The organism is Pseudothioclava arenosa, assembly GCF_002358085.1.
Classification (GTDB): Bacteria; Pseudomonadota; Alphaproteobacteria; order Rhodobacterales; family Rhodobacteraceae; genus Pseudothioclava; species Pseudothioclava arenosa.
Window position 1 is genome coordinate 21,736 of record NZ_NTJD01000007.1, and the last position, 20,252, is coordinate 41,987.

20 protein-coding genes are annotated in these 20,252 nt (G+C 66.1%); 7 read left to right on the forward strand and 13 right to left on the reverse strand.

What is annotated here, in order from left to right; genetic code table 11:
• Positions 1-13: 13 nt before the first annotated feature.
• From CLN94_RS09850 to CLN94_RS09880, 7 genes are all read right to left on the reverse strand, one after another.
• Entirely contained in the window at positions 14-1,225 is a 1,212-nt protein-coding gene (locus CLN94_RS09850) for an acetyl-CoA C-acetyltransferase (RefSeq protein ID WP_096433716.1), read from the reverse strand.
• A gap of 9 nt (positions 1,226-1,234) precedes the next feature.
• The gene (locus CLN94_RS09855) at positions 1,235-1,867 is read right to left on the reverse strand and encodes a glutathione S-transferase family protein (RefSeq protein WP_096433718.1); all 633 of its coding nucleotides are present in this window, start codon (positions 1,865-1,867) and stop codon (positions 1,235-1,237) included.
• Positions 1,868-2,226: 359 nt separating this feature from the next.
• On the reverse strand, positions 2,227-2,439 hold the full coding sequence (locus CLN94_RS09860) for a hypothetical protein (RefSeq protein WP_096433720.1): 213 nt from the start codon (positions 2,437-2,439) through the stop codon (positions 2,227-2,229).
• Entirely contained in the window at positions 2,439-2,885 is a 447-nt protein-coding gene (locus tag CLN94_RS09865; protein WP_096433722.1) for a GFA family protein, read from the reverse strand. Before CLN94_RS09865 ends, CLN94_RS09860 begins: the two co-directional genes overlap by 1 nt.
• Positions 2,886-2,922: 37 nt before the next feature.
• Positions 2,923-4,698, reverse strand: coding sequence for an acyl-CoA dehydrogenase C-terminal domain-containing protein (locus CLN94_RS09870; RefSeq protein WP_096433724.1), 1,776 nt, complete (start codon positions 4,696-4,698; stop codon positions 2,923-2,925).
• Positions 4,699-4,728: 30 nt separating this feature from the next.
• Complete coding sequence (locus CLN94_RS09875) at positions 4,729-5,109, reverse strand: MerR family transcriptional regulator (RefSeq protein ID WP_096433921.1); 381 nt, start codon at positions 5,107-5,109, stop codon at positions 4,729-4,731.
• A gap of 242 nt (positions 5,110-5,351) precedes the next feature.
• The gene (locus tag CLN94_RS09880) at positions 5,352-5,714 is read right to left on the reverse strand and encodes a MerR family transcriptional regulator (protein ID WP_096433726.1); all 363 of its coding nucleotides are present in this window, start codon (positions 5,712-5,714) and stop codon (positions 5,352-5,354) included.
• A 182-nt stretch (positions 5,715-5,896) separates the two neighbouring features.
• Here CLN94_RS09880 and CLN94_RS09885 point away from each other — a divergent pair, with 182 nt between their 5' ends.
• From CLN94_RS09885 to CLN94_RS09895, 3 genes are read left to right on the forward strand one after another with little or no spacing between them, the layout of a single operon-like run.
• Complete coding sequence (locus CLN94_RS09885; RefSeq protein WP_096433922.1) at positions 5,897-6,334, forward strand: PaaI family thioesterase; 438 nt, start codon at positions 5,897-5,899, stop codon at positions 6,332-6,334.
• A complete protein-coding gene (locus CLN94_RS09890; protein WP_096433728.1) occupies positions 6,331-6,846 on the forward strand; it encodes a PaaI family thioesterase in 516 nt (171 codons plus the stop codon). Before CLN94_RS09885 ends, CLN94_RS09890 begins: the two co-directional genes overlap by 4 nt.
• Positions 6,839-8,143 (forward strand): MATE family efflux transporter, encoded by a 1,305-nt coding sequence (locus CLN94_RS09895; RefSeq protein ID WP_096433730.1) that lies wholly within the window; start codon positions 6,839-6,841, stop codon positions 8,141-8,143. The genes CLN94_RS09890 and CLN94_RS09895 overlap by 8 nt, the downstream gene beginning before the upstream one ends.
• Here CLN94_RS09895 and CLN94_RS09900 read toward each other — a convergent pair.
• Entirely contained in the window at positions 8,140-8,859 is a 720-nt protein-coding gene (locus tag CLN94_RS09900) for a hypothetical protein (protein WP_096433732.1), read from the reverse strand. The two genes, CLN94_RS09895 and CLN94_RS09900, sit on opposite strands and share 4 nt — an antisense overlap.
• A 16-nt stretch (positions 8,860-8,875) precedes the next feature.
• Positions 8,876-9,916 (reverse strand): tryptophan--tRNA ligase, encoded by a 1,041-nt coding sequence (gene trpS, locus CLN94_RS09905; RefSeq protein WP_096433734.1) that lies wholly within the window; start codon positions 9,914-9,916, stop codon positions 8,876-8,878.
• Between the two features lie 98 nt (positions 9,917-10,014).
• Between trpS and CLN94_RS09910 the strand changes: the two genes are divergently transcribed.
• Positions 10,015-10,695 (forward strand): rhomboid family intramembrane serine protease, encoded by a 681-nt coding sequence (locus tag CLN94_RS09910; protein WP_096433923.1) that lies wholly within the window; start codon positions 10,015-10,017, stop codon positions 10,693-10,695.
• A 2-nt stretch (positions 10,696-10,697) separates the two neighbouring features.
• Here CLN94_RS09910 and murJ read toward each other — a convergent pair whose 3' ends face one another.
• From murJ to CLN94_RS09925, 3 genes are all read right to left on the reverse strand, one after another.
• Positions 10,698-12,248, reverse strand: a complete 1,551-nt coding sequence (gene murJ, locus CLN94_RS09915) for a murein biosynthesis integral membrane protein MurJ (RefSeq protein WP_096433736.1) — start codon at positions 12,246-12,248, stop codon at positions 10,698-10,700.
• A complete protein-coding gene (locus tag CLN94_RS09920) occupies positions 12,248-14,959 on the reverse strand; it encodes a [protein-PII] uridylyltransferase (protein ID WP_096433924.1) in 2,712 nt (903 codons plus the stop codon). Before CLN94_RS09920 ends, murJ begins: the two co-directional genes overlap by 1 nt.
• A 117-nt stretch (positions 14,960-15,076) precedes the next feature.
• Positions 15,077-16,258, reverse strand: coding sequence for a penicillin-binding protein activator (locus CLN94_RS09925; protein ID WP_096433738.1), 1,182 nt, complete (start codon positions 16,256-16,258; stop codon positions 15,077-15,079).
• Positions 16,259-16,370: 112 nt separating this feature from the next.
• Between CLN94_RS09925 and rsmI the strand changes: the two genes are divergently transcribed.
• The 3 genes from rsmI (at position 16,371) to gshB (ending at position 18,616) form a co-directional block, all read left to right on the forward strand.
• Entirely contained in the window at positions 16,371-17,240 is an 870-nt protein-coding gene (gene rsmI, locus CLN94_RS09930; protein WP_096433740.1) for a 16S rRNA (cytidine(1402)-2'-O)-methyltransferase, read from the forward strand.
• Positions 17,237-17,596 (forward strand): YraN family protein, encoded by a 360-nt coding sequence (locus CLN94_RS09935; RefSeq protein WP_096433742.1) that lies wholly within the window; start codon positions 17,237-17,239, stop codon positions 17,594-17,596. Before rsmI ends, CLN94_RS09935 begins: the two co-directional genes overlap by 4 nt.
• A 75-nt stretch (positions 17,597-17,671) precedes the next feature.
• Complete coding sequence (gshB, locus tag CLN94_RS09940; RefSeq protein WP_096433744.1) at positions 17,672-18,616, forward strand: glutathione synthase; 945 nt, start codon at positions 17,672-17,674, stop codon at positions 18,614-18,616.
• Here gshB and CLN94_RS09945 read toward each other — a convergent pair.
• Positions 18,613-20,127 (reverse strand): YifB family Mg chelatase-like AAA ATPase, encoded by a 1,515-nt coding sequence (locus CLN94_RS09945; RefSeq protein WP_096433746.1) that lies wholly within the window; start codon positions 20,125-20,127, stop codon positions 18,613-18,615. The genes gshB and CLN94_RS09945 overlap by 4 nt on opposite strands.
• Positions 20,128-20,252 lie beyond the last annotated feature (125 nt).

A 20,252-nucleotide genomic window follows, 5' to 3' on the forward strand; every position in this document is an offset into this window, starting at 1 on the left:
TCTCTTCTCTCCCTCAGACGCGCTCGATGATGGTGGCGGCGCCCATGCCCGATGCGATGCACAGCGTGGCAAGGCCGGTGGACAGGTCGCGCCGTTCAAGCTCGTCAAGCAGCGTGCCGATGATGATCGCGCCGGTGGCGCCGAGCGGGTGGCCCATCGCCATCGCGCCGCCGTTCACGTTGACCTTCGAGGCGTCGACGTCGAAGGCCTGCATGAAGCGCAGCACGACCGAGGCAAAGGCCTCGTTCACCTCAAACAGGTCGATGTCCGAGATCGACATGCCCGAGTCCTTCAGGATCTTTTCGGTCACCGGCACCGGGCCCGTCAGCATGATCGTCGGATCGGTGCCGATTTTCGCGGTGGCGCGGATGCGCGCGCGCGGCTTCAGGCCATGGGCCTCGCCGAATTCCTTGTTGCCGATCAGCACGGCGGCGGCGCCATCGACGATGCCCGACGAGTTGCCGGCGTGGTGGATGTGGTTGATCGAGGTCAGATGCGGGTATTTCAGCATCGCCACCTTGTCGAAGCCGGGCATCATTTCGCCCATGTCCTTGAAGCTGGCCTTCAGCTTGGCAAGGTCTTCCACTTTGGTGCCCGGGCGCATGTATTCGTCGCGGTCCAGAATGGTCAGGCCGTTCTGGTCGAGGACCGGCACGATGGATTTCGCAAAGCGGTTCTCGGCCCAGGCCTCGGCGGCGCGGCGCTGCGATTCAACGGCCAGCGCGTCGGCCTGTTCGCGGCTAAAGCCATATTCGGTCGCGATGATATCGGCCGAGATGCCTTGGGGGACGAAATAGGTCTTGAAGGTCAGGCTCGGGTCGACGGCAATCGCCGCCCCGTCCGACCCCATCGCCACGCGGCCCATCATCTCGACGCCGCCCGCGATATAGGCCTGACCGGCCCCGCCCTTCACCTGGTTGGCGGCCAGGTTCACCGCCTCCATGCCCGACGCGCAGAAGCGGTTGATCGAGAGCCCCGGGATGCTTTCATTCAGATCCGACAAGAGCACCGCCGAACGCGCAAGGCAGCCGCCCTGTTCCATCACCTGGGTCACGTTGCCCCAGATCACGTCCTCGACCGCATGCCCTTCGAGCCCGTTGCGCTCTTTCACCGCGTTCAGCAGCCGCGCCGAAAGCGCCACCGAGGTTACCTCGTGCAGGCTGCCGTCGGGGCGCCCCTTGCCGCGCGGGGTGCGACAGGCATCGTAGATATAAGCTTCAGTCATCTTACCTCCTCAGGCCCGGTCCGAAGGGTTTCCGGGCATCATGTCGTAGGGATGGCGCCAGCCCTCGAGGGCGGCGATGCGATCGAGCCAGCGGCTGATCGCGGGGAAATTCTCACGCTCGAACCCGAAGGGCTCGGGGTAGTAGAGATAGCCGCAGCAGGCGAAGTCCGCGATCGTGGGGCCTTGCCCCACCATCCAGTCGCGCCCCTGCAGATGTGCCTCAAGTGTCTTGAGCGCGGCCTGCACCCGGCCCGAAAGCCAGGTGATGGCGGCGGCTGGGCGCTTGTCCTCGGGCAGGAAGTTCATCAGGAACCGCAGCGCGCCGAATTGCGACGAGCCCTTGTGATTGTCCCAGAACAGCCAGCGCAGAACCTCGTCGCGATCCTCGGGCGGGCCCATGAAGCGGCCGGTCTTTTCGGCCACCATCATCTGCATCACGCCCGACTGGCTGATCACCCGATCGCCCTCCACCAGCACCGGCGCCTCGCCCATTTCATTGAGCGCGAGGTAGTCGGGGCTGCGGGTCTCGCCACGGAAGAAATCGACGAAGACGGGCTCCCAGTCGTAGCCCGCAAGGCTCATCGTCAACGCCGCCTTATAGGCGTTGCCGCTTTCGCCAAAGCAATAGAGTTTCGCTGTCATCGATGTCCTCCCAAGACGCCTGCATCATGCCATGAATTGACGCGCAGGTAAGGGGCCGGGGCCCGTAATGGCGCAACGTCATATTCTCGTTCCGTCGCGTCTATGGTGGAGCATCGCGTATTTTTGCCAAGAAGAAACAGCCGTTAGGGGCCTGTTAACGACGCTGCGTCAGGATCGGCGGGCGGTACAGGCGGGCGCGCCGATGACCGCCCAAGGAGAAGCCGCCCCGGCGCGTGGAAAGCGCTTCCTTCGGGACCGGACCGGTCCCCGTCAGCCGGGGCGCACCTTCTGGCCTTTTCGGGCGCCTGTTTCTTCTTGGCGAAAATACGCGAATACCGCCCCCGCCGCGGGCGCGGCGCTCAGGCTTTGCGCGCCTCGAGTTCCGCCCTGAACAGGCGTAGCCGCGCGGTCAGGTTCTCGTGGTTCGTGACCGAGTTGAAATGTTCGAACAGGAAGGTCAGCGCCTCGTCCTGGGTCAGCTCGGCCTCGCGGGCAAAGCTTTGCAGGCGGCGGTAGGCGTCATTGGTCATGGCCACCGGAAAGCGGCGCGTCAGGCGCAGGCGTTTGGGCATCACTCGTCCTTGGATTGGTAGGAAATCAGGTCGCGCTCAACGGTCTCGGCGCCGGGAATGGCAAGCCCCGAGAGCCAGTCGTGGCGGGCCTCAAGGCCCCATTGGCGCACTGGCGTGAAGGGCAGGTCGGCGGGGTGCGAGCCCGAGGTGAACTCGATCCAGTCGGAGCCGGTCTTGCGGTAAAACAGGGGCGTGCCGCATGCCGAACAAAACCCGCGCGCGGCGATGCCGGAGCTTTGGAAGACGCCCGGCTCGCCCTGCCAGGTGACGCGATCAGTGGCGACCTTCAGCAGTGCAGCGAAGGGGCTGCCGGTGGCGCGCTGGCACATCCGGCAATGGCAGATACTGGCAAAGGAAGGGCCGGGCGCCACGGTGTAGCGCACGGCCCCGCATTGGCAACTGCCGGTGAAGGCGGGAAGGGGCTGCCAGTTGTTTGCGTCGTTCATCGAAACCTCCGGGCGGGGGAGCTCCGCCCGGAAGAGTTTAGAACTGATCGGCGGCCAAGGCCATCACCGGATCGGCGCCCGACTCGATGCGCGCGAGGTGCATCGCGCAGGCCGGCATCTGGCGCGCCATGTAGTAGCGGCCGGTGGCGATCTTGGTCTCGTAGAAGGCCGTGTCCGAGGCGCCGGCATCCAGCGCGGCATAGCTCGCCGCCGCCATGCGGGTCCACATCAGGCCGAGGCAGACATGGCCCATCATGTGCATGAAGTCATAGCTGCCGGAGAGCGCCGCGTTCGGGTTGGTCATGCCGTTCTGCATGAAGAACATCCCCGCCGCCTGCAGCTGCTTCGAGGCCGCTTTCAGCGCGTCGGTGAAGGACTTCATGCGGTCGTCGCCGTCATGGGCCTTGCACTCGGCTTTCACCATCTCGAAGAAGGCCATCACGTGCTTGCCGCCGTCCTGCGCGAGCTTGCGCCCGACAAGATCCAGCGCCTGCACGCCGTTCGCGCCTTCGTAGATCATGGTGATGCGGGCGTCGCGGGTGAATTGCGACATGCCCCATTCCTCGATGTAGCCATGGCCGCCATAGACCTGCTGCGCCAGCACGCAGGTGTCAAAGCCCTTGTCGGTCAGGAAGCCCTTGAGCACCGGCGTCAGCAGCGAGATCAGCCCCTCGGCCGCCGCGTCATCGGCCTTGTGCGAGCGGTCGATCAGATGCGCGCCCCAGAAGGTGAAGGCGCGGGCGCCCTCGAGGAAGGATTTCTGATCCATCAGCGAGCGGCGGATGTCGGGGTGCACGATCAGCGGATCGGCGGGGCCCGAGGGGTTCTCGGTGCCGGTCACGGCGCGGCCCTGCAGGCGGTCCTTGGCGTAAGCCACGGCGTTCTGATAGGCGGCCTCGGCCACAGCGTAGCCTTGCAGGCCCACGCCCAGACGCGCCTCGTTCATCATGGTGAACATCGCGCGCATGCCCTTGTGCAGGTCGCCCAGGAGCCAGCCGGTCGCGCCGTCATAGTTCATCACGCAGGTCGAGTTGCCGTGGATGCCCATCTTCTCTTCGATGTTGCCGACCGAGACCGCGTTGCGGTCGCCGAGGCTGCCATCGTCGTTCACCAGGAACTTCGGCACGATGAAGAGCGAGATGCCCTTGGTGCCTTCGCCGCCGCCCGGCGCCTTGGCCAGCACGAGGTGGATGATGTTCTCGGCCAGATCATGGTCGCCCGCCGAGATGAAGATCTTCTGGCCGGTGATCTTGTAGCTGCCATCCGCCTGCGGGTCGGCCTTGGTGCGCATCATGCCCAGATCCGTGCCGCAATGGGGCTCGGTCAGGTTCATGGTGCCGGTCCATTCGCAGGACACCATCTTGGGCAGGTATTTGGCCTTCTGCTCGTCGGTGCCATGCGCGTGGATCGCCGAATAGGCGCCATGCGTCAGGCCCTGATACATGTTGAAGGCCATGTTGGCCGAGACAAAGATCTCGCCCACGGCGCAGTTCAGCAGGTAGGGCATGCCCTGACCGCCATATTCAGGGTCGCAATCGAGCGCGGTCCAGCCGCCCTCTTTCATCGCCTCGAAGGCCGCGTCGAAGCCTTTCGGGGTGCGGACCACGCCGTTTTCCAGCACACAGCCTTCCTTGTCGCCCACTTCGTTCAGCGGGGCCAGGACTTCGGAAGCGACCTTGCCGGCGGCCTCGAGGACGGCTTCGGTAAAGTCGGGCTCCATCTCTTCGTAACCGGGGATGCCGGCACTGGAGATCTTGAGCAGGTCATGCAGCAGGAACTGCATATCCTTGGTGTTGGCGGTGTAACTCGGCATGGTCTCTCTCCCTTTTCAGGGGCGGTAGCCTCACGCCTTCGCGATAAGCTCCTTCTCGCCCCATTCAATCTGTTCCTGCAACTCGGCGATGGCCTGCGTCAGCTCATCGCGCTGCTGCGTCATGTCGTTCAGCCGGTCGTGCGCGATGCGCAGCGTCTCGGCCAGTTGTGTCTTCTGCTGGTCGCCCATCGCATACAGGTCAAGCAGCTGGCGGATATCCTCGAGGCTGAAGCCGAAGCGCTTGCCGCGCAAAATCAGCTTGAGCCGGGCCCGGTCGCGCCGGGTAAACAACCGCTTCTGCCCTTCCCGGATGGGAAACAGCAAGTCCTTCGATTCATAGAACCGCAAGGTGCGTGGCGTGACGCCGAAGGCGTCGCACATCTCGCGGATCGTCATTACCTCTTCACTCATTTTCACCCCCTCGTGTTCCCTTGGGTAACGCAGAGAGGCAAATCACTGATCTGCCTCACATTACAATCCAAGTTTACGTTCGCGTCATCATAACGTGGCGTCATATCTTTCCTGACGTAATGTCAGAGATAATTACCGTAAGGTAAAGCAATATTGTTTCACGCTTCGACAGTCCAAAAATGCCTGCGCCGCCCGATGGGCGGCGCTGTTTCACAGATTCGACACGGCCAAAGACGGGCGTCTCAGATCGTCTCGGCGACCTGGTCGCGCAATTGGCGCAGATCGGCGATGGTCACGCCCAGCTCATCATATTGCTGCTGCAGGATGCTCAATTGGCGGTCCGCCAGTTCGATCCAGACGCGGTTCTGCTCTTCGGTGCCTTGCTGGTCGTAGATCAGCAGCCACTGGCGCAGCTCTTCGAGGCTGAACCCGAACCGGCGCCCCCGCAGGATCAGCGTCATCCGTGCCACTTCACGCGGGCCGTAGAACCGCGCGCGCCCCTCCTTCTGAGGTGAGAGCAACTCGATATACTCGTAGTAGCGCAAGGTTCGGGGCGTCACCTCGAATTTCTCGCACATCTCCTTGAAGCTCAGACGATCGTTCATGCGGGTCTCTCCTTGAGGCGAAGCTAGCGTGAACGGCGCGGGGCTTCAACTGCACGAATCGGTTCACTTTCATTTTCTCGCAAGAAATGCCGCCACGGCAGAATTTAGCCCGCTTGCGCGCGCCGGGGCGGTGGGGAATGATCTGGAAAGCCCTGCGGGGCGCGTTCCACAAGGGGAAGGCCATGGACGAGAGCAAACTGGAGTTCGCCCGGCAATTCATCGAGGCGGTGCCGCATGCACATGCGCTGGGCATGCATCTCGCCGCGATCGGCGACGGCGGCGCGACGATCTCGATGCCCTATGATCTGCGGCTGGTCGGTGACCCGCGTACCGGAGTCATTCATGGCGGTGCGGTCTCGGCGTTGCTGGATACCTGCTGCGGCGCTGCGGTCATGAGCCACCCCGACGCGCCCGCGGGTACCGCGACCATCGACCTGCGCATCGAGTACATGCGCGCGGCACGCCCGGGGCAGAGCATCACCGCCCGCGCAGAATGTCATCACATCACCCGTAACGTTGCCTTCGTGCGCGCCACCGCCCATGACGAGGAAGAAGGCCTGCCCGTCGCTGTCGCCGTCGGCACCTTCACTGTCGAACGTCCGAAAGGGGGTGCGAAATGAACCGCCCGAAGCCCGAGCCCGTCCAGCAGGTCAAGCAGCGCCGTGACGCGGCCTTGCGCGCGCTGGTGTCGGGCGTGCCCTACATCCAGTTCCTCGGTATCCAGTTCGAGCGCCGTGGCGACGAGCTGACCGGGCTGTTGCCCTTCGACGAGAAGTTGATCGGCAATCCGCTCTTGCCCGCGCTCCATGGCGGGGTGACGGCGGCTTTCCTCGAGGTGACGGCGATCATCGAGCTGGGCTGGTCGTTCCTGTGGGAAGACATGGAGGCCAGGCGGATCGACCCCGCGAGCCTCGACCCGCTTCACCTGCCGCGCCTGCCCAAGACCATCGACTTCACCGTCGATTACCTGCGCTCGGGCCTGCCGCGCGACGCCTATGCGCGGGCGCGGGTGAACCGCTCGGGGCGGCGTTATGCCTCCGTTCATGTCGAGGCCTGGCAAGACAATCGCTCGCGGCTTTTCGCGCAGGCGACGGGGCATTTCCTGATGCCCGAACCCGAAGCGAATGGCTGAGATCACCCATGCGCGGGTGTTTCGCATCGCCGCGCCGATCGTGATTTCCAACGCGACCGTGCCGATTCTGGGCGCGGTCGATACCGGGGTGGTGGGCCAGTTGGGCGCCGCCGCGCCGATCGGGGCGGTGGGTATCGGCGCGGTGATCCTCGCCTCGCTCTACTGGATTTTCGGGTTCCTGCGGATGGGCACCACCGGGCTTGTCGCGCAGGCGCATGGGCAGGGCGATGCAGGCGAGGTTTCCGCCGGGCTGATGCGCGCGCTGATCGTGGCGGGGCTGGCCGGGCTGGGGCTGATCGTGCTGCAAGGCCCGCTGGTCTGGACCGCGTTCCAGCTTGCGTCTGCCAGCGTTGAGGTCGAGGCGCTGGCGCGTGACTACCTTTCCATTCGCATCTGGGGCGCGCCCGCGACGATCTCGCTTTACGCGCTGACCGGCTGGCTGATCGCGCAGGAAAGAACCCGCGCGGTGCTGGTGGTGCAGCTCTGGATGAACGGGCTGAATGTGGCGCTGGATCTGTGGTTCGTGCTGGGGCTGGGCTGGGGCGTGCCCGGCGTGGCGGTTGCGACGCTGATCTCGGAGGTTTCGGGCGCGGCGCTGGCGCTGTGGCTGGCGCGGGGGGCATTCGCCGGCGGCCTCTGGCGCGCCCGCGCGATCTGGGAGCGCAGCCGCCTCGCCGAGATGGCCCGGGTGAACACCGACATCATGATCCGCTCGGTGCTGTTGCAGGCGAGCTTCACCGCCTTCCTGTTCCTTGGCGCGGGTCAGGGCGATGTGACGCTCGCGGCCAATCAGGTGCTGCTGCAATTCCTCAATATCACCGCCTATGCGCTCGACGGTTTCGCCTTTGCCGCCGAGACGCTGGTCGGGCAGGCGGTGGGGGCGCGCTCGGCTCCGCGGCTGCGGCGCGCGGCGCGGGTCGCGACGGATTGGGGCGTGGGCGGCGCGGCGCTCTTGGGTGCGGTGTTCTGGATGGCGGGCCCGGCGATCATCGACCTGATGACCACCGCCCCCGAGGTGCGCGACACCGCGCGGGCCTTCCTGCCCTGGATGATCGTCGCGCCCTTGATCGGCATCGCGAGCTGGATGCTGGACGGCATCTTCATCGGCGCGACGCTCACGCGTGAGATGCGCAACGCGATGCTGGTTTCGGTCGCGGTTTATGTGGGCGCGCTGGTCGTGCTGATCCCGGCCTTCGGCAATCACGGGCTCTGGGCCGCGCTGATGGTGCTGAACGGGGTGCGCGGGCTGACCATGGCGCGGCTTTATCCGCGCGCCGAGGCGAAGGCGGGCGGTTAGGGCGCGAAACGCTCGCGCCGGACGCCTCCGGCCGAGGCGGTGATGCGCAAGACCCGCCTCCGGTCGCCCTCAAGCGCCGCCTGCACAAGCCCCGCCAATGCGCCGCGCGCCTTCAGATGCGGCACCAGATCGGAATGGCCGAGCCCCGGGAAGATCAACTGGTCGGTGCCGGGCTTGGGGGCGAACCGCAGCGCATGGGGCAGGTCGTCGGCGGCGCCGTGAAACAGGCAGGCATGGCCCCGCGCGGGTAGCGGCGCGTCAGGCCAGAGCAGCGGCGGCAAGGCTTTGGTCCAGCGCGCCCAGCGGGTCTCGCCCGGCACGGCGCCGGGGCGGATCGAGACCTGCGGCGAAAAGGCCAGCACCACATCCACGGGCAGGATCTGCGCCGCGACCAGCGCGCAATAGGCGCCCATCGACAGGCCCAGCGTGGCGATCCGGGTAACGGGCGCGCGGGCCGTGACCTGCCCCAGCGCCGCGATCAGCGCGGGGCCGAATTCGGGCGCATTGGCCCAGCTGCGGCTCGCGTCCGAGACAAACAGCGCCCGGCGCGGGGCGGCTGCGGTGCCGCGCCCGGTGGCTGTGGCCACGAATTCGGGCGAGGGCGCGCGGCCCGGGTCATGCCCGACCGAGGCGAAGGCGATGACCAGATCGCCGCCCACGCCATCGCAAAAATCGACCGTGATCGGCCCCTCGGCGCAGATCCGCGTGAGGCGCACGCCGGACCGCCCGCGCTCAGCGCGAGCGCACCATGCCCATGATCTCGTAGGTCTTCTCGAGGATCGGGCGGGCGATGGCATCGGCCTGCTCGGCGCCGCGACCGAGGATGCGGTCGATCTCGGCGGGGTCCTGCATCAGGCGGTTCATCTCGGCGTTGATCGGCTCCATCACCGAGACCGCCAGATCGGCCAGCGCGGGCTTGAATTTGCCAAAGCCCTCGCCGCCATATTCGCCCAGAACCTCGGCCGGGGTCTTGCCCGCCAGTGCCGCGTAGATATTGACGAGGTTGCGCGCCTCGGCCCGGCCTTCAAGGCCTTCAAGCGTTTCGGGCAGGGGCTCGGGGTCGGTCACGGCCTTGCGGATCTTTTTGGCGATCGCGTCGGGGCTGTCGGTCAGGTTGATGCGGCTCGCGTCCGAAGGGTCGGATTTCGACATTTTCTTGGTGCCGTCGCGCAGGCTCATGACGCGGGTCGCGGCGCCCTCGATCACCGAATCGGGCTGCGGGAAGAAATCGACCTTGTAGTCATGGTTGAACTTGGCGGCGATGTCGCGCGTCAGCTCCACATGCTGCTTCTGGTCCTCGCCCACGGGCACTTCGGTCGCGTGATAGAGCAGGATGTCGGCGGCCATCAAAGACGGATAGGCGAAAAGCCCGAGGCTCGCCTTTTCCGCGTTCTTGCCGGCCTTGTCCTTCCATTGCGTCATGCGGTTCATCCAGCCCATCCGCGCCACGCAATTCATCAGCCAGGCAAGCTCGGCATGGCCGCCGACCTGGCTCTGGTTGAACAGGATCGAACGCTCGGGGTCGATCCCGGCGGCGATGAAGCCGGCGGCAGCCTCGCGGGTCTGGTGGCGCAGCGCGTCGGGGTCCTGCCAGACGGTGATCGCGTGCAGGTCGACGAGGCAATAGATCGTCTCGATCCCCTCATCCTGCTTCTCCACGAAACGCCGCAGCGCGCCGAGGTAATTGCCCAGCGTCAGGTTGCCCGAGGGCTGGATCCCCGAGAAAATCCGGCGTTTGAACTTGGCGTTGGGGTTGGGCTGGGCGTCGGTCATCGTGGGCTCCTGTCGTGCAGGCTGGAAATCTGCTTCCCGCTCGCTTATCGCTAAAGCCGGAGGGGCGTCAACCGATGCCCGGGGATCACGGGGGCATCATGCGCGAGGGATTCAACGAACAACCGATCAATCCGCTGCCCGTGATCGTGTGGATTTTGCTGGCGCCGGTCGTGATCGGCGAGGTGATGTTCGCGCTGGGCGGTTCGGGGCTGGCGGGCGATCTGGCGATGGGATGGCGGCTGGATGCGCTGCAGCGCTTCGCCTTTGATCCCGGCATCCTGCGCACCATGATCGAGCAGAACACCTGGCCGCCGAAGCAGGTCGCGCGGATCGTGACCTACGCCTTTGTCCACGCGAGCTTCATGCATTCGCTGATGGTGATGGTGTTCATTCTGGCGCTGGGCAAGATGGTGGCCGAGGCCTTTGCCGGCTGGGCCGTGGCGGTGGTGTTCCTCGGCTCGTCGGTGATCGGGGCGCTGGTCTATACCGCGCTCGGGCAGGATCAGGCGATCTATGGCGGCTACCCGGCGGTTTACGGGCTGGTCGGGGCCTTTACCTGGATCCTCTGGACCCGCCTGGGCGAGCGCAGCGAGGGCCGGATGCGCGCCTTCAGCCTGATCGGCTTCTTGCTGTTCATTCAGCTTGTGTTCGGGCTGATTTTCGGCGCGCGTCCCGACTGGATGGCCGAGGTGGCGGGCGCTGCGGCGGGGTTCCTGCTGTCGTTTCTGGTCGCGCCCGGCGGCTGGACGCGGGCGCTCGAACGCCTGCGCCGCCGCTAGGATCAGCCGCGCGGCGTGCGTTTCAGGGCGGATTTGAAATCGGCCATCCGGAAGGCGCCGATCAGCCCGCCCGCGCCGAAATAGGTCACGATGCCCAGCACGATCAGCCCGGTCAGCGCCAGATAGCGCAGCCCCGGCGCCTGCAATGCACCCTCAAGCGCCCAGGCCGCCGCCCAAAGCACCGCGCCCATGATCGCCGCCGCCGCCACGATCCGGGGCAGGCGGGTCAGGAAACGGGTGTCGAAGCGGGCGGCCTCGCCCATCGTGCGCGAGCCGCGCCAGAGTTGAAACACCATCGCCCAGCCGGCGAGCGTTGTGGCAATCGCCGCCGAGAGATAGCCGATCACTGGCGCCAGCCCGATCGCGATGCCCGCGTTCACCACCATTGCAATGAGCGCGTAATAGAAGGGCGAGCGGGTGTTTTCGCGGGCAAAGAACAGCGGTTGCAGCACCTTTTGCAGCACGAAAGCGGGCAGGCCGAGGCCGTAGATCGCGACAGCCCAGGCCGTGGCGAGGCTGTCTTCGGCGCCGAACTGGCCGCGCTGATAGAGCACCGAGGTAATCGGCAGAGCGATCGCCGCCAGTGCCACGGCAGACGGCACGGTCAGCGCCAGCGCGAACTCGCCCGCGCGGGAAAACGAATGCCGCCCGCCGGTCTCGTCCCCCGCACGCAGCTTGCGCGAGAGGTCCGGCAAGAGCACCACGCCGATCGCGATCCCCACTACGCCCAAGGGCAACTGATAGAGCCGGTCGGCATAGTTGAGCCAGGCGATGGCGCCCTCGAAATGCGAGGCGACCTGGCGCCCGACCAGCAGGTTGATCTGCACGACGCCGCCCGCCAGCATCGCGGGCGCGGCAATGCGCGCGAGGCGTTTCATCTCGGGCGAGAGCGTGGGGCGGCCCGGAAGGATGGTGAACCCCGCGCGTTTCGCGGCTACCCAAACCAGCGCCAGCTGCGCCACGCCCGCGACGGGCACCGCCCAGGCCAGCGCGTCGCCAATCGGCCAGCCCGCCGCATCAGCAAGGACCATCGCGGCAACGAACACCACATTCAGAAGAACCGGTGCGGCAGCGGCGGCGGCAAAGCGCCCCGAGGCGTTCAGCACCCCCGAGAGCAAAGCCGCAAGCGAGATGAACAGGATATAGGGAAAGGCGATGCGGCCGTAGCCCGTCGCCAGCGCAAAGCGTTCGTCTTCGGCAAAGCCCGAGGCCATCGCCAACACCAGCCAGGGCATCGCGGCCAGCGCCACCAGCGTCAGCCCGATCAGCACCGTGGCCAGCCCCGACATCGCCTCGCGGGCAAAACCTTCGGCGTTCTCGCCGCCCTCGAGCTTCTTCGAGAACATTGGCACGAAGGCCATGTTGAAGGCGCCCTCGGCGAAGAAGCGGCGGAACATGTTGGGCAGCGAGAAGGCGATCAGGAAGGCCTCGGCCACCGGGCCCGCGCCGAGGTAGGAGGCGATCATCACGTCGCGCGCGAAGCCGAGGATGCGGCTTGCCAATGTCCAGATGCCGACCGTCAGGAAGCCCTTGATCAGGCGGATCGGTTGCATCAGTTGCCCGCCCGTTCGGCGCCGCGGGTAATCGCTTCGCGCAGGCGTTTCTCAAGCTGCTCGCGCTTCGGCTTGGAGTGCAGTTTCAGCCCGAACATGTCCTTGACGTAGAAGCTGTCGACCACCTGCGCGCCATAGGTCGCGATCACGGCCGAGGCGATGTAGATGTGGTTCGAGGCCAGCGCCCGCGTCAGGTCATAAAGCAGGCCGGGGCGGTCGCGGGTATCGACCTCGATGATCGTGTAGAGATCCGAGCCCTCGTTATCGAAGGTGATATGGGTCGGGAACCTGAACTCGCGCTCGCGTTTCTTGACCTTGTCGCGGTCCTTCAGCGCGTCGCGCGCGACCACTTCGCCCTTGAGCGTCTTGTCGATCATCGTGCGCAGGCGCGGCAGGCGGGCGGCTTCGTAGGGGTGGCCCTCGGCGTCCTGAATCCAGAACACGGCAGTGGCGTAACCGTCCTTCGAGGTATAGGTGCGCGCGTCCACGACGTTCGCGCCCACGAGCGCCAGCGCGCCGGCCAGCCGCGAGAAGATACCCGGATGGTCGACCAGCGCGAAGGCCGCGCGGGTCGCGTCGTGATCGAGGTCGGGGTGTAGGTCGATGCGGATCTCGTCATCGGACAGGTTACGCAGAAGCTCGGCAAAGACCCGGTGCGCCTCGGTGGTGAGGCCCTGCCAATAGGGGTCGTAATGGCGCGCAAGCTCGGTGCGCAGGTCTTTCGGGTCCCAGCTTGCCAGCCGCTCGCGCAGCTCTTTCTTGGCCTCGTTTGAGCGCAGCTCGCGATTGACCGCCTCCATGCCATGTTCAAGCACCTGCGCGGTGTCGGTGTGCAGCTTGCGCAGCAGCGTCGCTTTCCAGTTGTTCCAGACGTTCGGGCCGACGCCGCGAATGTCGCAGACGGTTAGCACGGTCAGCAGGTCGAGGCGCTCGCGCGACTTCATCTGCTTGGCGAAATCGCGGATCGTGCGCGGGTCCGAGAGGTCGCGTTTCTGCGCCACGTCGGACATCAGCAGGTGGTTGCGCACCAGCCACTCGACCAGCTCGCATTCCTTGGCCGTGAGCCCCAGCCGCGGCGCCACCTTGCGGGCGATCTGCGCGCCGAGGATCGAATGGTCTTCGGGGCGGCCCTTGCCGATGTCATGCAGCAAAAGCGCCACGTAAAGCACCTTGCGGTTCACGCCCTTGTCGAGGATGTCCGAGGACAGCGGCAGTTCCTCGACCAGCTCGTGGCGCTCGATCTGCGCCAGCGACGAGATCACCTGGATCGTGTGCTCGTCCACCGTGTAGCTGTGATACATGTTGAACTGCATCATCGCCACGATCGGTTCGAACTCGGGGATGAAGGCCGAGAGCACGCCCAGCTCGTTCATCCGCCGCAAGGCGCGCTCGGGGTTGCCATGCTTGAGCAGCAGATCGAGGAAGATCCGGCGCGCCTCGCGGTTTTCGCGCAGCTCGTCGTCGAAAAGGTCGAGATTGGCGGTGACAAGGCGCATCGCGTCGGGATGGATGAGCATCCCCGTGCGCAGCCCTTCCTCGAACAGCCGCAGCATGTTCACGCGGTCGGCCAGAAACGCCTTTTCGTCACCGACGTTGATGCGGCCGTTCTTTTCCGCGAAGGGCGGGCGCAGTTTCTTTCGACGGCGGAAGAAGCGCTGCAGGACCGGCGCGGATTTGACGTGCACGGCCTCGAGTTTGGTCAGGAAGATCCGCGTAACCTCGCCCACGACTGTGGCGTGGCGGAAGTAGTCCTGCATGAAGATCTCAACGGCACGGCGCCCGGCAGTGTCGCTATAGCCCATGCGCGCGGCGACCTCGACCTGGGCGTCGAAGCTGAGCTGATCCGAGGCGCGCCCTGCGATCAGGTGCAGATGGCAGCGCACCGCCCAGAGGTAATCTTCGGCGTCACGGAAATTGGCGTATTCCTCCCTGGTGAACACGCCCAGGTCGACAAGCTGCTGCGCACGCTCGACGGTGTGGATGTATTTCGCGATCCAATAGAGCGTCTGCAGGTCGCGCAGCCCGCCCTTGCCCTCTTTCACATTGGGTTCGAGCACATAGCGCTGCCCGCCCTGGCGGCGGTGGCGCTCGGCGCGCTCGGCCAGTTTCGCCTCGATGAACTCGGCGCCGGTGTTCTTGAACAGCTCGCTGCGCAGCCGTTTGGTCAGCGTCGCGGCGAGGGCCTCGTTGCCGTCGATCATCCGATGTTCCAGCAGCGCGGTGCGGATCGTGTAATCCTCGCGGCCGAGCCGGATGCAATCGTCGAGCGTGCGCGAGCTGTGGCCGACCTTCAGCTTGAGGTCCCACAGCATATAGAGCATCGACTCGATCACGCTCTCGGCCCAGGGGGTGATCTTGTAGGGCGTCAGGAACAGCAGGTCGACATCGGAATGCGGCGCCATCTCGGCGCGGCCGTAGCCCCCTACCGCCAGCACGGAAAGATGCTCGGCCTCGGTCGGGTTCGGGTTGCGATGCAGCCGCTGGGTCGCGACTCGCAGAACCGAGCGCACCAGACCGTCGGTCATCTCGGCATAGGCGCGCACGGTGGAGCGCGCGGCGCGCGGATGGCCGCGGAAATCGGCTTCGATATAGGCGGTGGCCTTGGTGCGTTCCTCGTTCAGAAAGGTGACCACGGCGCGGCGGATGTCGCGCTCGTCATGTTCTTCGGTGCAGCAGGCATCAAGGGCGGCAAAGAGCCGTTCGGGCTCCATCAGCAGCGGAAGCCGCCCGGCCTCCGAAGCAACGGAGTGCGATTGCGGGGTCTGGGCGGAGGGCTGCGTCTGGGTCGTCACGTCTGGTCTGTCCGATGGGCGAGGAAAGGTGGCGGGTCAGTAACCCGCCCCCGAGAAGCTGCGCGGGGCCGGATCGACGATAATCGCTTCGCCGTTGCGCACCTGCGCCACGGCCAGCCCGCGTTCGTTGGTGCCGTCGGGCAGCAGGCGGAACACGCCGTTGACACCCGCGAAGCCCTGGCTCTGCGTCAGGCCCGCCTTGGTCAGCGCGTCGGGGTTGCCCGAGCGCACCAGTGCGCCGATCGCCGCCACCCCGTCATAGGCCAGCCCGGCCAGAACATGCGGGGCCTCGCCATAAGCGGCCTGATAGCGCGCCTCGAACTGGCGGCTCAGGCCCGGGTCGGGCAGGGTGAACCAGCCGCCTTGCAGACCGGGCAGGCTCAGCGTGGCCGGGGGGATATCCCACCGCGCGAGGCCGATGAACTGCGCCTTGTCGGGGCCGGCGCCGCTGTCGGGGAGCATCTGCGCCAGCAGCGGAAGCGCGCCTGCGGCATCCGCCGTCAGGATCACGCTGTCGACATCCCCGGCCTTGATCCGGCCGGCGATCTGCGGCACCGCCGTCGCCACACCCTGCTGCGAAAACGCGTAGCTCGCGCGGCCCACGATGGACACGCCCGCGCGCGCGGCCGCACCCTCGATCGCGCGCGCGGCAACCTGCCCGGCGGTGGTCTCTTCCGAGACGATCATGGTGCGTTTCTTGCCCTGACTCGCGGCATGGCGCATCAGGCGGTTCGCGGTGTTCGGGAAGGTCGAGCCGAGAACAAAGACATTGCCGCCTGCAATCGCGGTGTTGTTCGAGAAGGAAAGCACGTTGACGCCACGGCTTGCCACGGCAACGCCTGCGGCATTGGCGTTCTCGGCATGGACAGGGCCAAGAATGATCTTGGCGCCCTCATCGACGGCTTTCGTGGCCATCTGCGCGCTCAGTTGGGCATTGCCGCCGGTCTGGTAGACGCGCAGGTCGATCTTGACGCCCTGCAGGTCCGAGATTGCCATCTGCGCGGCATTCTGCAAAGCCCGCGCGAGGGTCTCTTCGCCTTCCTTGCCGGAGCCACCCGGAACCAGCAGCGCGACCGGCACCGGGGCCGAGGTGTCGATGCTCGGGCCGGAATTGGGGCCAAAGCCCCCCATCGGCTGGCAGGCGGCAAGCCAGCCCGCCGAAAGAAGCGCGCCGATTCGCAGCAAAGGGTTGCGAGGGATACGGAAAATGGCAAACATGACGGCGTCCTCTGGAACGGTTCAGGGGGCGTCGGGAAGACCCGAGACGCGCGAACCCTATGCCTTTCGCGCGTCGAAGTAAACGACACAGCCGGGTCAGAAAGGACAGCAGATGCACGATCGCGAACGCGCGGGCGGAACCTTGCCGCCGGGGCTGCATTTCATTGCCACACCGATCGGAGCGGCGCGCGATATCACCTTGCGCGCGCTCGATATCTTGCGCGATGCGGATGTGATTGCGGCCGAAGATACGCGGACGTTGCGTCACCTGATGGAGATCCATGGCGTGCCGCTGGCCGGGCGTCCGCTGGTCGCCTATCACGACCATAACGGCGAGGCCGCCCGCCCGCGCATTCTGCGCGCCCTCGAAGAGGGCAAGACGGTGGTTTACGCCTCTGAAGCCGGCACGCCGCTGGTCGCCGACCCGGGCTATCAGCTTGGGCGCGCGGCGATCGAGGCGGGGTTTCCGGTGCATGCCGCGCCCGGGCCTTCGGCGGTGCTGTGTGCGCTGACGGTGTCGGGCCTGCCGTCGGACCGGTTTCTGTTCGCGGGCTTCCCGCCCAATACCCAATCCGCGCGCCGCAAGTGGCTGCGCGAATTCGCCCCGGTGCCGGCGACGCTGATTTTCTACGAAAGCCCCAAGCGCGTTAGGGAAATGTTAGGCGATCTGGTGGAAGAATTGGGCCCAGAACGTCAGGCTGCGCTCTGCCGCGAATTGACCAAACGCTTCGAAGAGGTGCGCCGCGGCAGCCTGCAAGAGCTGCTGCAGGGTCTCGAAGAGGCGCCGGTCAAAGGTGAAATCGTGGTGCTGGTCGATCGCGAACGGAATCGCAAGGCGGACCCGGCGGCGGTTGAGGCGGCGCTGCGACAGAGGCTTGAAACGATGCGCCTCAAGGACGCGGCGCGCGAGGTTGCGGAGGAATTCGGCTTGCCGAAGCGGGATGTGTATCAGTTGGGCCTTGCGCTGGAGGACAAGGAATGAGTGGCGCGGTTTCCTATTATGCCGGGCTCGCGGCCGAGGATCAGGTCGCGACGCATTATCGCCAGTCCGGCCGCAAAATCGCGGCGCATCGCTGGCGCGGCCGCTATGGCGGCGAGATCGACCTGATCGCGCGTGATGGCGATACGGTGATTTTTATCGAGGTCAAACGGGCCAAGACCCATGCATGGGCCGCGGAACGGCTTTCGCGACGTCAGATGGAGCGCATTTTTGTCTCGGCCAGCGAGTTCGTTGCGCGGGATCCTGAGTGTGCCAATGCCGATATTCGCTTCGATCTGGCGCTGGTCGATGCTGCCGGGCGGATCGAAGTTCTGGAAAACGCTTTCTGCACGGACTAACTGAGCCTTCGCGGGTCATTGCATCGCCTCCGGCTTGGGGGCATCAAGGGCCAGAGAGATCAGAGGAGACCGCGCATGGGTTTGAAAGTTGCCATCCAGATGGATCCGATCGGGTCGATCAATATCGACGCCGACAGCACCTTTCGCATCGCCGAAGAGGCGCAGGCGCGTGGGCATGAGCTGTTCTATTACACGCCCGACAAGCTCATCTATCGCGAAGGCCGTGTGCTGGCGCGGGGCTGGCCCCTGACGGTGCGGCGCGTGAAGGGCAACCATTCCACGCTGGGGGATGAGGCAGAGGTTGATCTGTCGGATTACGACGTGGTCTGGCTGCGCCAGGATCCGCCTTTCGACATGGGTTACATCACCACGACCCACATCCTCGAGCGCATTCATCCGCAGACGCTGGTCGTCAACGACCCGTTCTGGGTGCGCAATTCGCCCGAGAAACTGCTCGTCCTGAATTTCCCGGAGCTGACGCCGCCCACGCTGATCGCGCGCGATCTTGAAGCCATCCGCGCGTTCAAGGCGGAGCATGGCGACATCATCCTCAAGCCGCTTTACGGCAATGGCGGGGCGGGGGTGTTCCGGCTCGATCCGAACGATCGCAACCTCGCTTCGCTGCATGAGTTGTTCACCGGTATCAACCGCGAACCGCTGATCGCGCAGAAATATGTGCCCGCCGTGGTCAAGGGCGACAAGCGGATCATCCTCGTGAACGGCGAGCCCGTCGGCGCGATCAACCGCGTGCCGGCCGAGGGCGAGACGCGCTCGAACATGCATGTGGGCGGACGCCCCGAGAAGGTGGGCCTGAGTGAGCGGGACCAGGAAATCTGTGCCGCGATCGGCCCGCTGCTGCGCGAAAAAGGGCAGATTTTCGTCGGTATCGACGTCATCGGTGAGTGGCTCACCGAGATCAACGTGACCTCGCCCACTGGCATCCAGGAGCTGGAGCGGTTCGATGGCGTGAACATTGCCGAAAAGATCTGGCAGGTGATCGAGGCGAAGCGCGCGGGTTAAAGCCCGGGCGCCGAGGTCAGCCGGTAGCTGAGCGCCTCGGCGATATGCGGTGCGCGCACGTCGGCCGCCTCGTCCAGGTCGGCGATCGTGCGCGCCACCCGCAACACCCGGTGATAGGCGCGTGCCGAGAGCCCGAAGCGCTCGGCCGCGCGGGTCAGCAGGCTGCGGCCTTCGGTATCGGGCGTGGCGATGTCCTCGAGCATTCGCCCTTCGGCCTCGGCGTTCACACGCAGGCCCGGATAATCCGCGAAACGCTCGCCCTGCCGCGCGCGCGCCGCCGCGACCCGCGCGGCGACCGTGGCCGAGCTGTCGCCACTGGCGGGCAAGTCGAGATCGGTGAAGCTGACCGGGGGCACCTCGATGCGCAGATCGAAGCGATCCATCAGCGGCCCCGAGATGCGCCCGAGGTAATCGCTGCCGCAGGCGGGAGCCTTGGCGCAGGCGCGGGCCGGGTCGCCCAGATAGCCGCAGCGGCAGGGGTTCGCGGCGGCGATCAGCAGAAAGCGGCAGGGATAGCGGACATGGGCATTGGCGCGGGCGACCACGACCTCGCCGGTCTCAATCGGCTGGCGTAGGGTTTCCAGAACGGTGCGCGGAAACTCGGGGAACTCGTCCATGAACAGCACGCCGTTATGTGCGAGGCTCACCTCGCCGGGCCGCGCGCCGCGCCCGCCGCCGATCATCGCCGCCATCGAGGCGGTGTGATGGGGTTCACGGAAGGGCCGCTCGCGCGAGATGCCGCCCTCGCTGAGCAGCCCCGAGAGCGAGTGGATCATTGAGGTTTCCAGCGCCTCTTCGGCCGAAAGCGGCGGCAGGATGCCGGGCAGGCGCGCAGCCAGCATGGATTTCCCCGAGCCCGGCGCGCCCAGCATGATCAGGTGATGGCGCCCGGCGGCGGCGATTTCCAGCGCGCGTTTGGCGCGTTCCTGCCCTTTCACATCGCGCAGGTCGCGGGTGGTGGGGGGGCGATGGACCTCGCCCGGACGGGAGGCGGGCAGGGGGGATTGACCGGTGAGGTGGCGCAGTGCCTCGCCGAGGGTTTGTGGCGCGAAAACCGAGGTGGCGCCGACCCAGGCGGCCTCGGCACCGCAACCGGCGGGGCAGATCAGGGCGCGATCCTCGGCGGCGGCGGCCAATGCGGCGGGCAGCGCCCCCACCACCGGGATCAACCGCCCATCGAGGGCCAGCTCACCGATGGCCACGCAGGTTTCAACCTCTTCGGGCGGGACCACCCCGATCGCGGCCATCAGCGCCAGCGCGATCGGCAAGTCGAAATGCGACCCCTCCTTGGGCAGGTCGGCGGGCGAGAGATTGATCGTCACCTTCTTCATCGGCAGCGCGATCGACATCGCGGCCAGCGCCGCGCGCACCCGCTCGCGCGCCTCGGATACGGCCTTGTCGGGCAGACCGACGACGGTGAACCCGGGCATGCCCGCAGCGAGCGCGCATTGCACCTCGACAGCGCGCGCCTCGACGCCCTCGAATGCCACTGTGTAGGTCTTGACGACCATCGCCTGCCTCATTGCCCGTTTGGTTAACGGCTAGCGCGGGATGGTTGATGAAGGGTTAACGAAACCTGAATCGCCTCGTTTCTGCACCTGTGCAGGGGTCTCTGTGCCCTGATGCGCAAATGTAC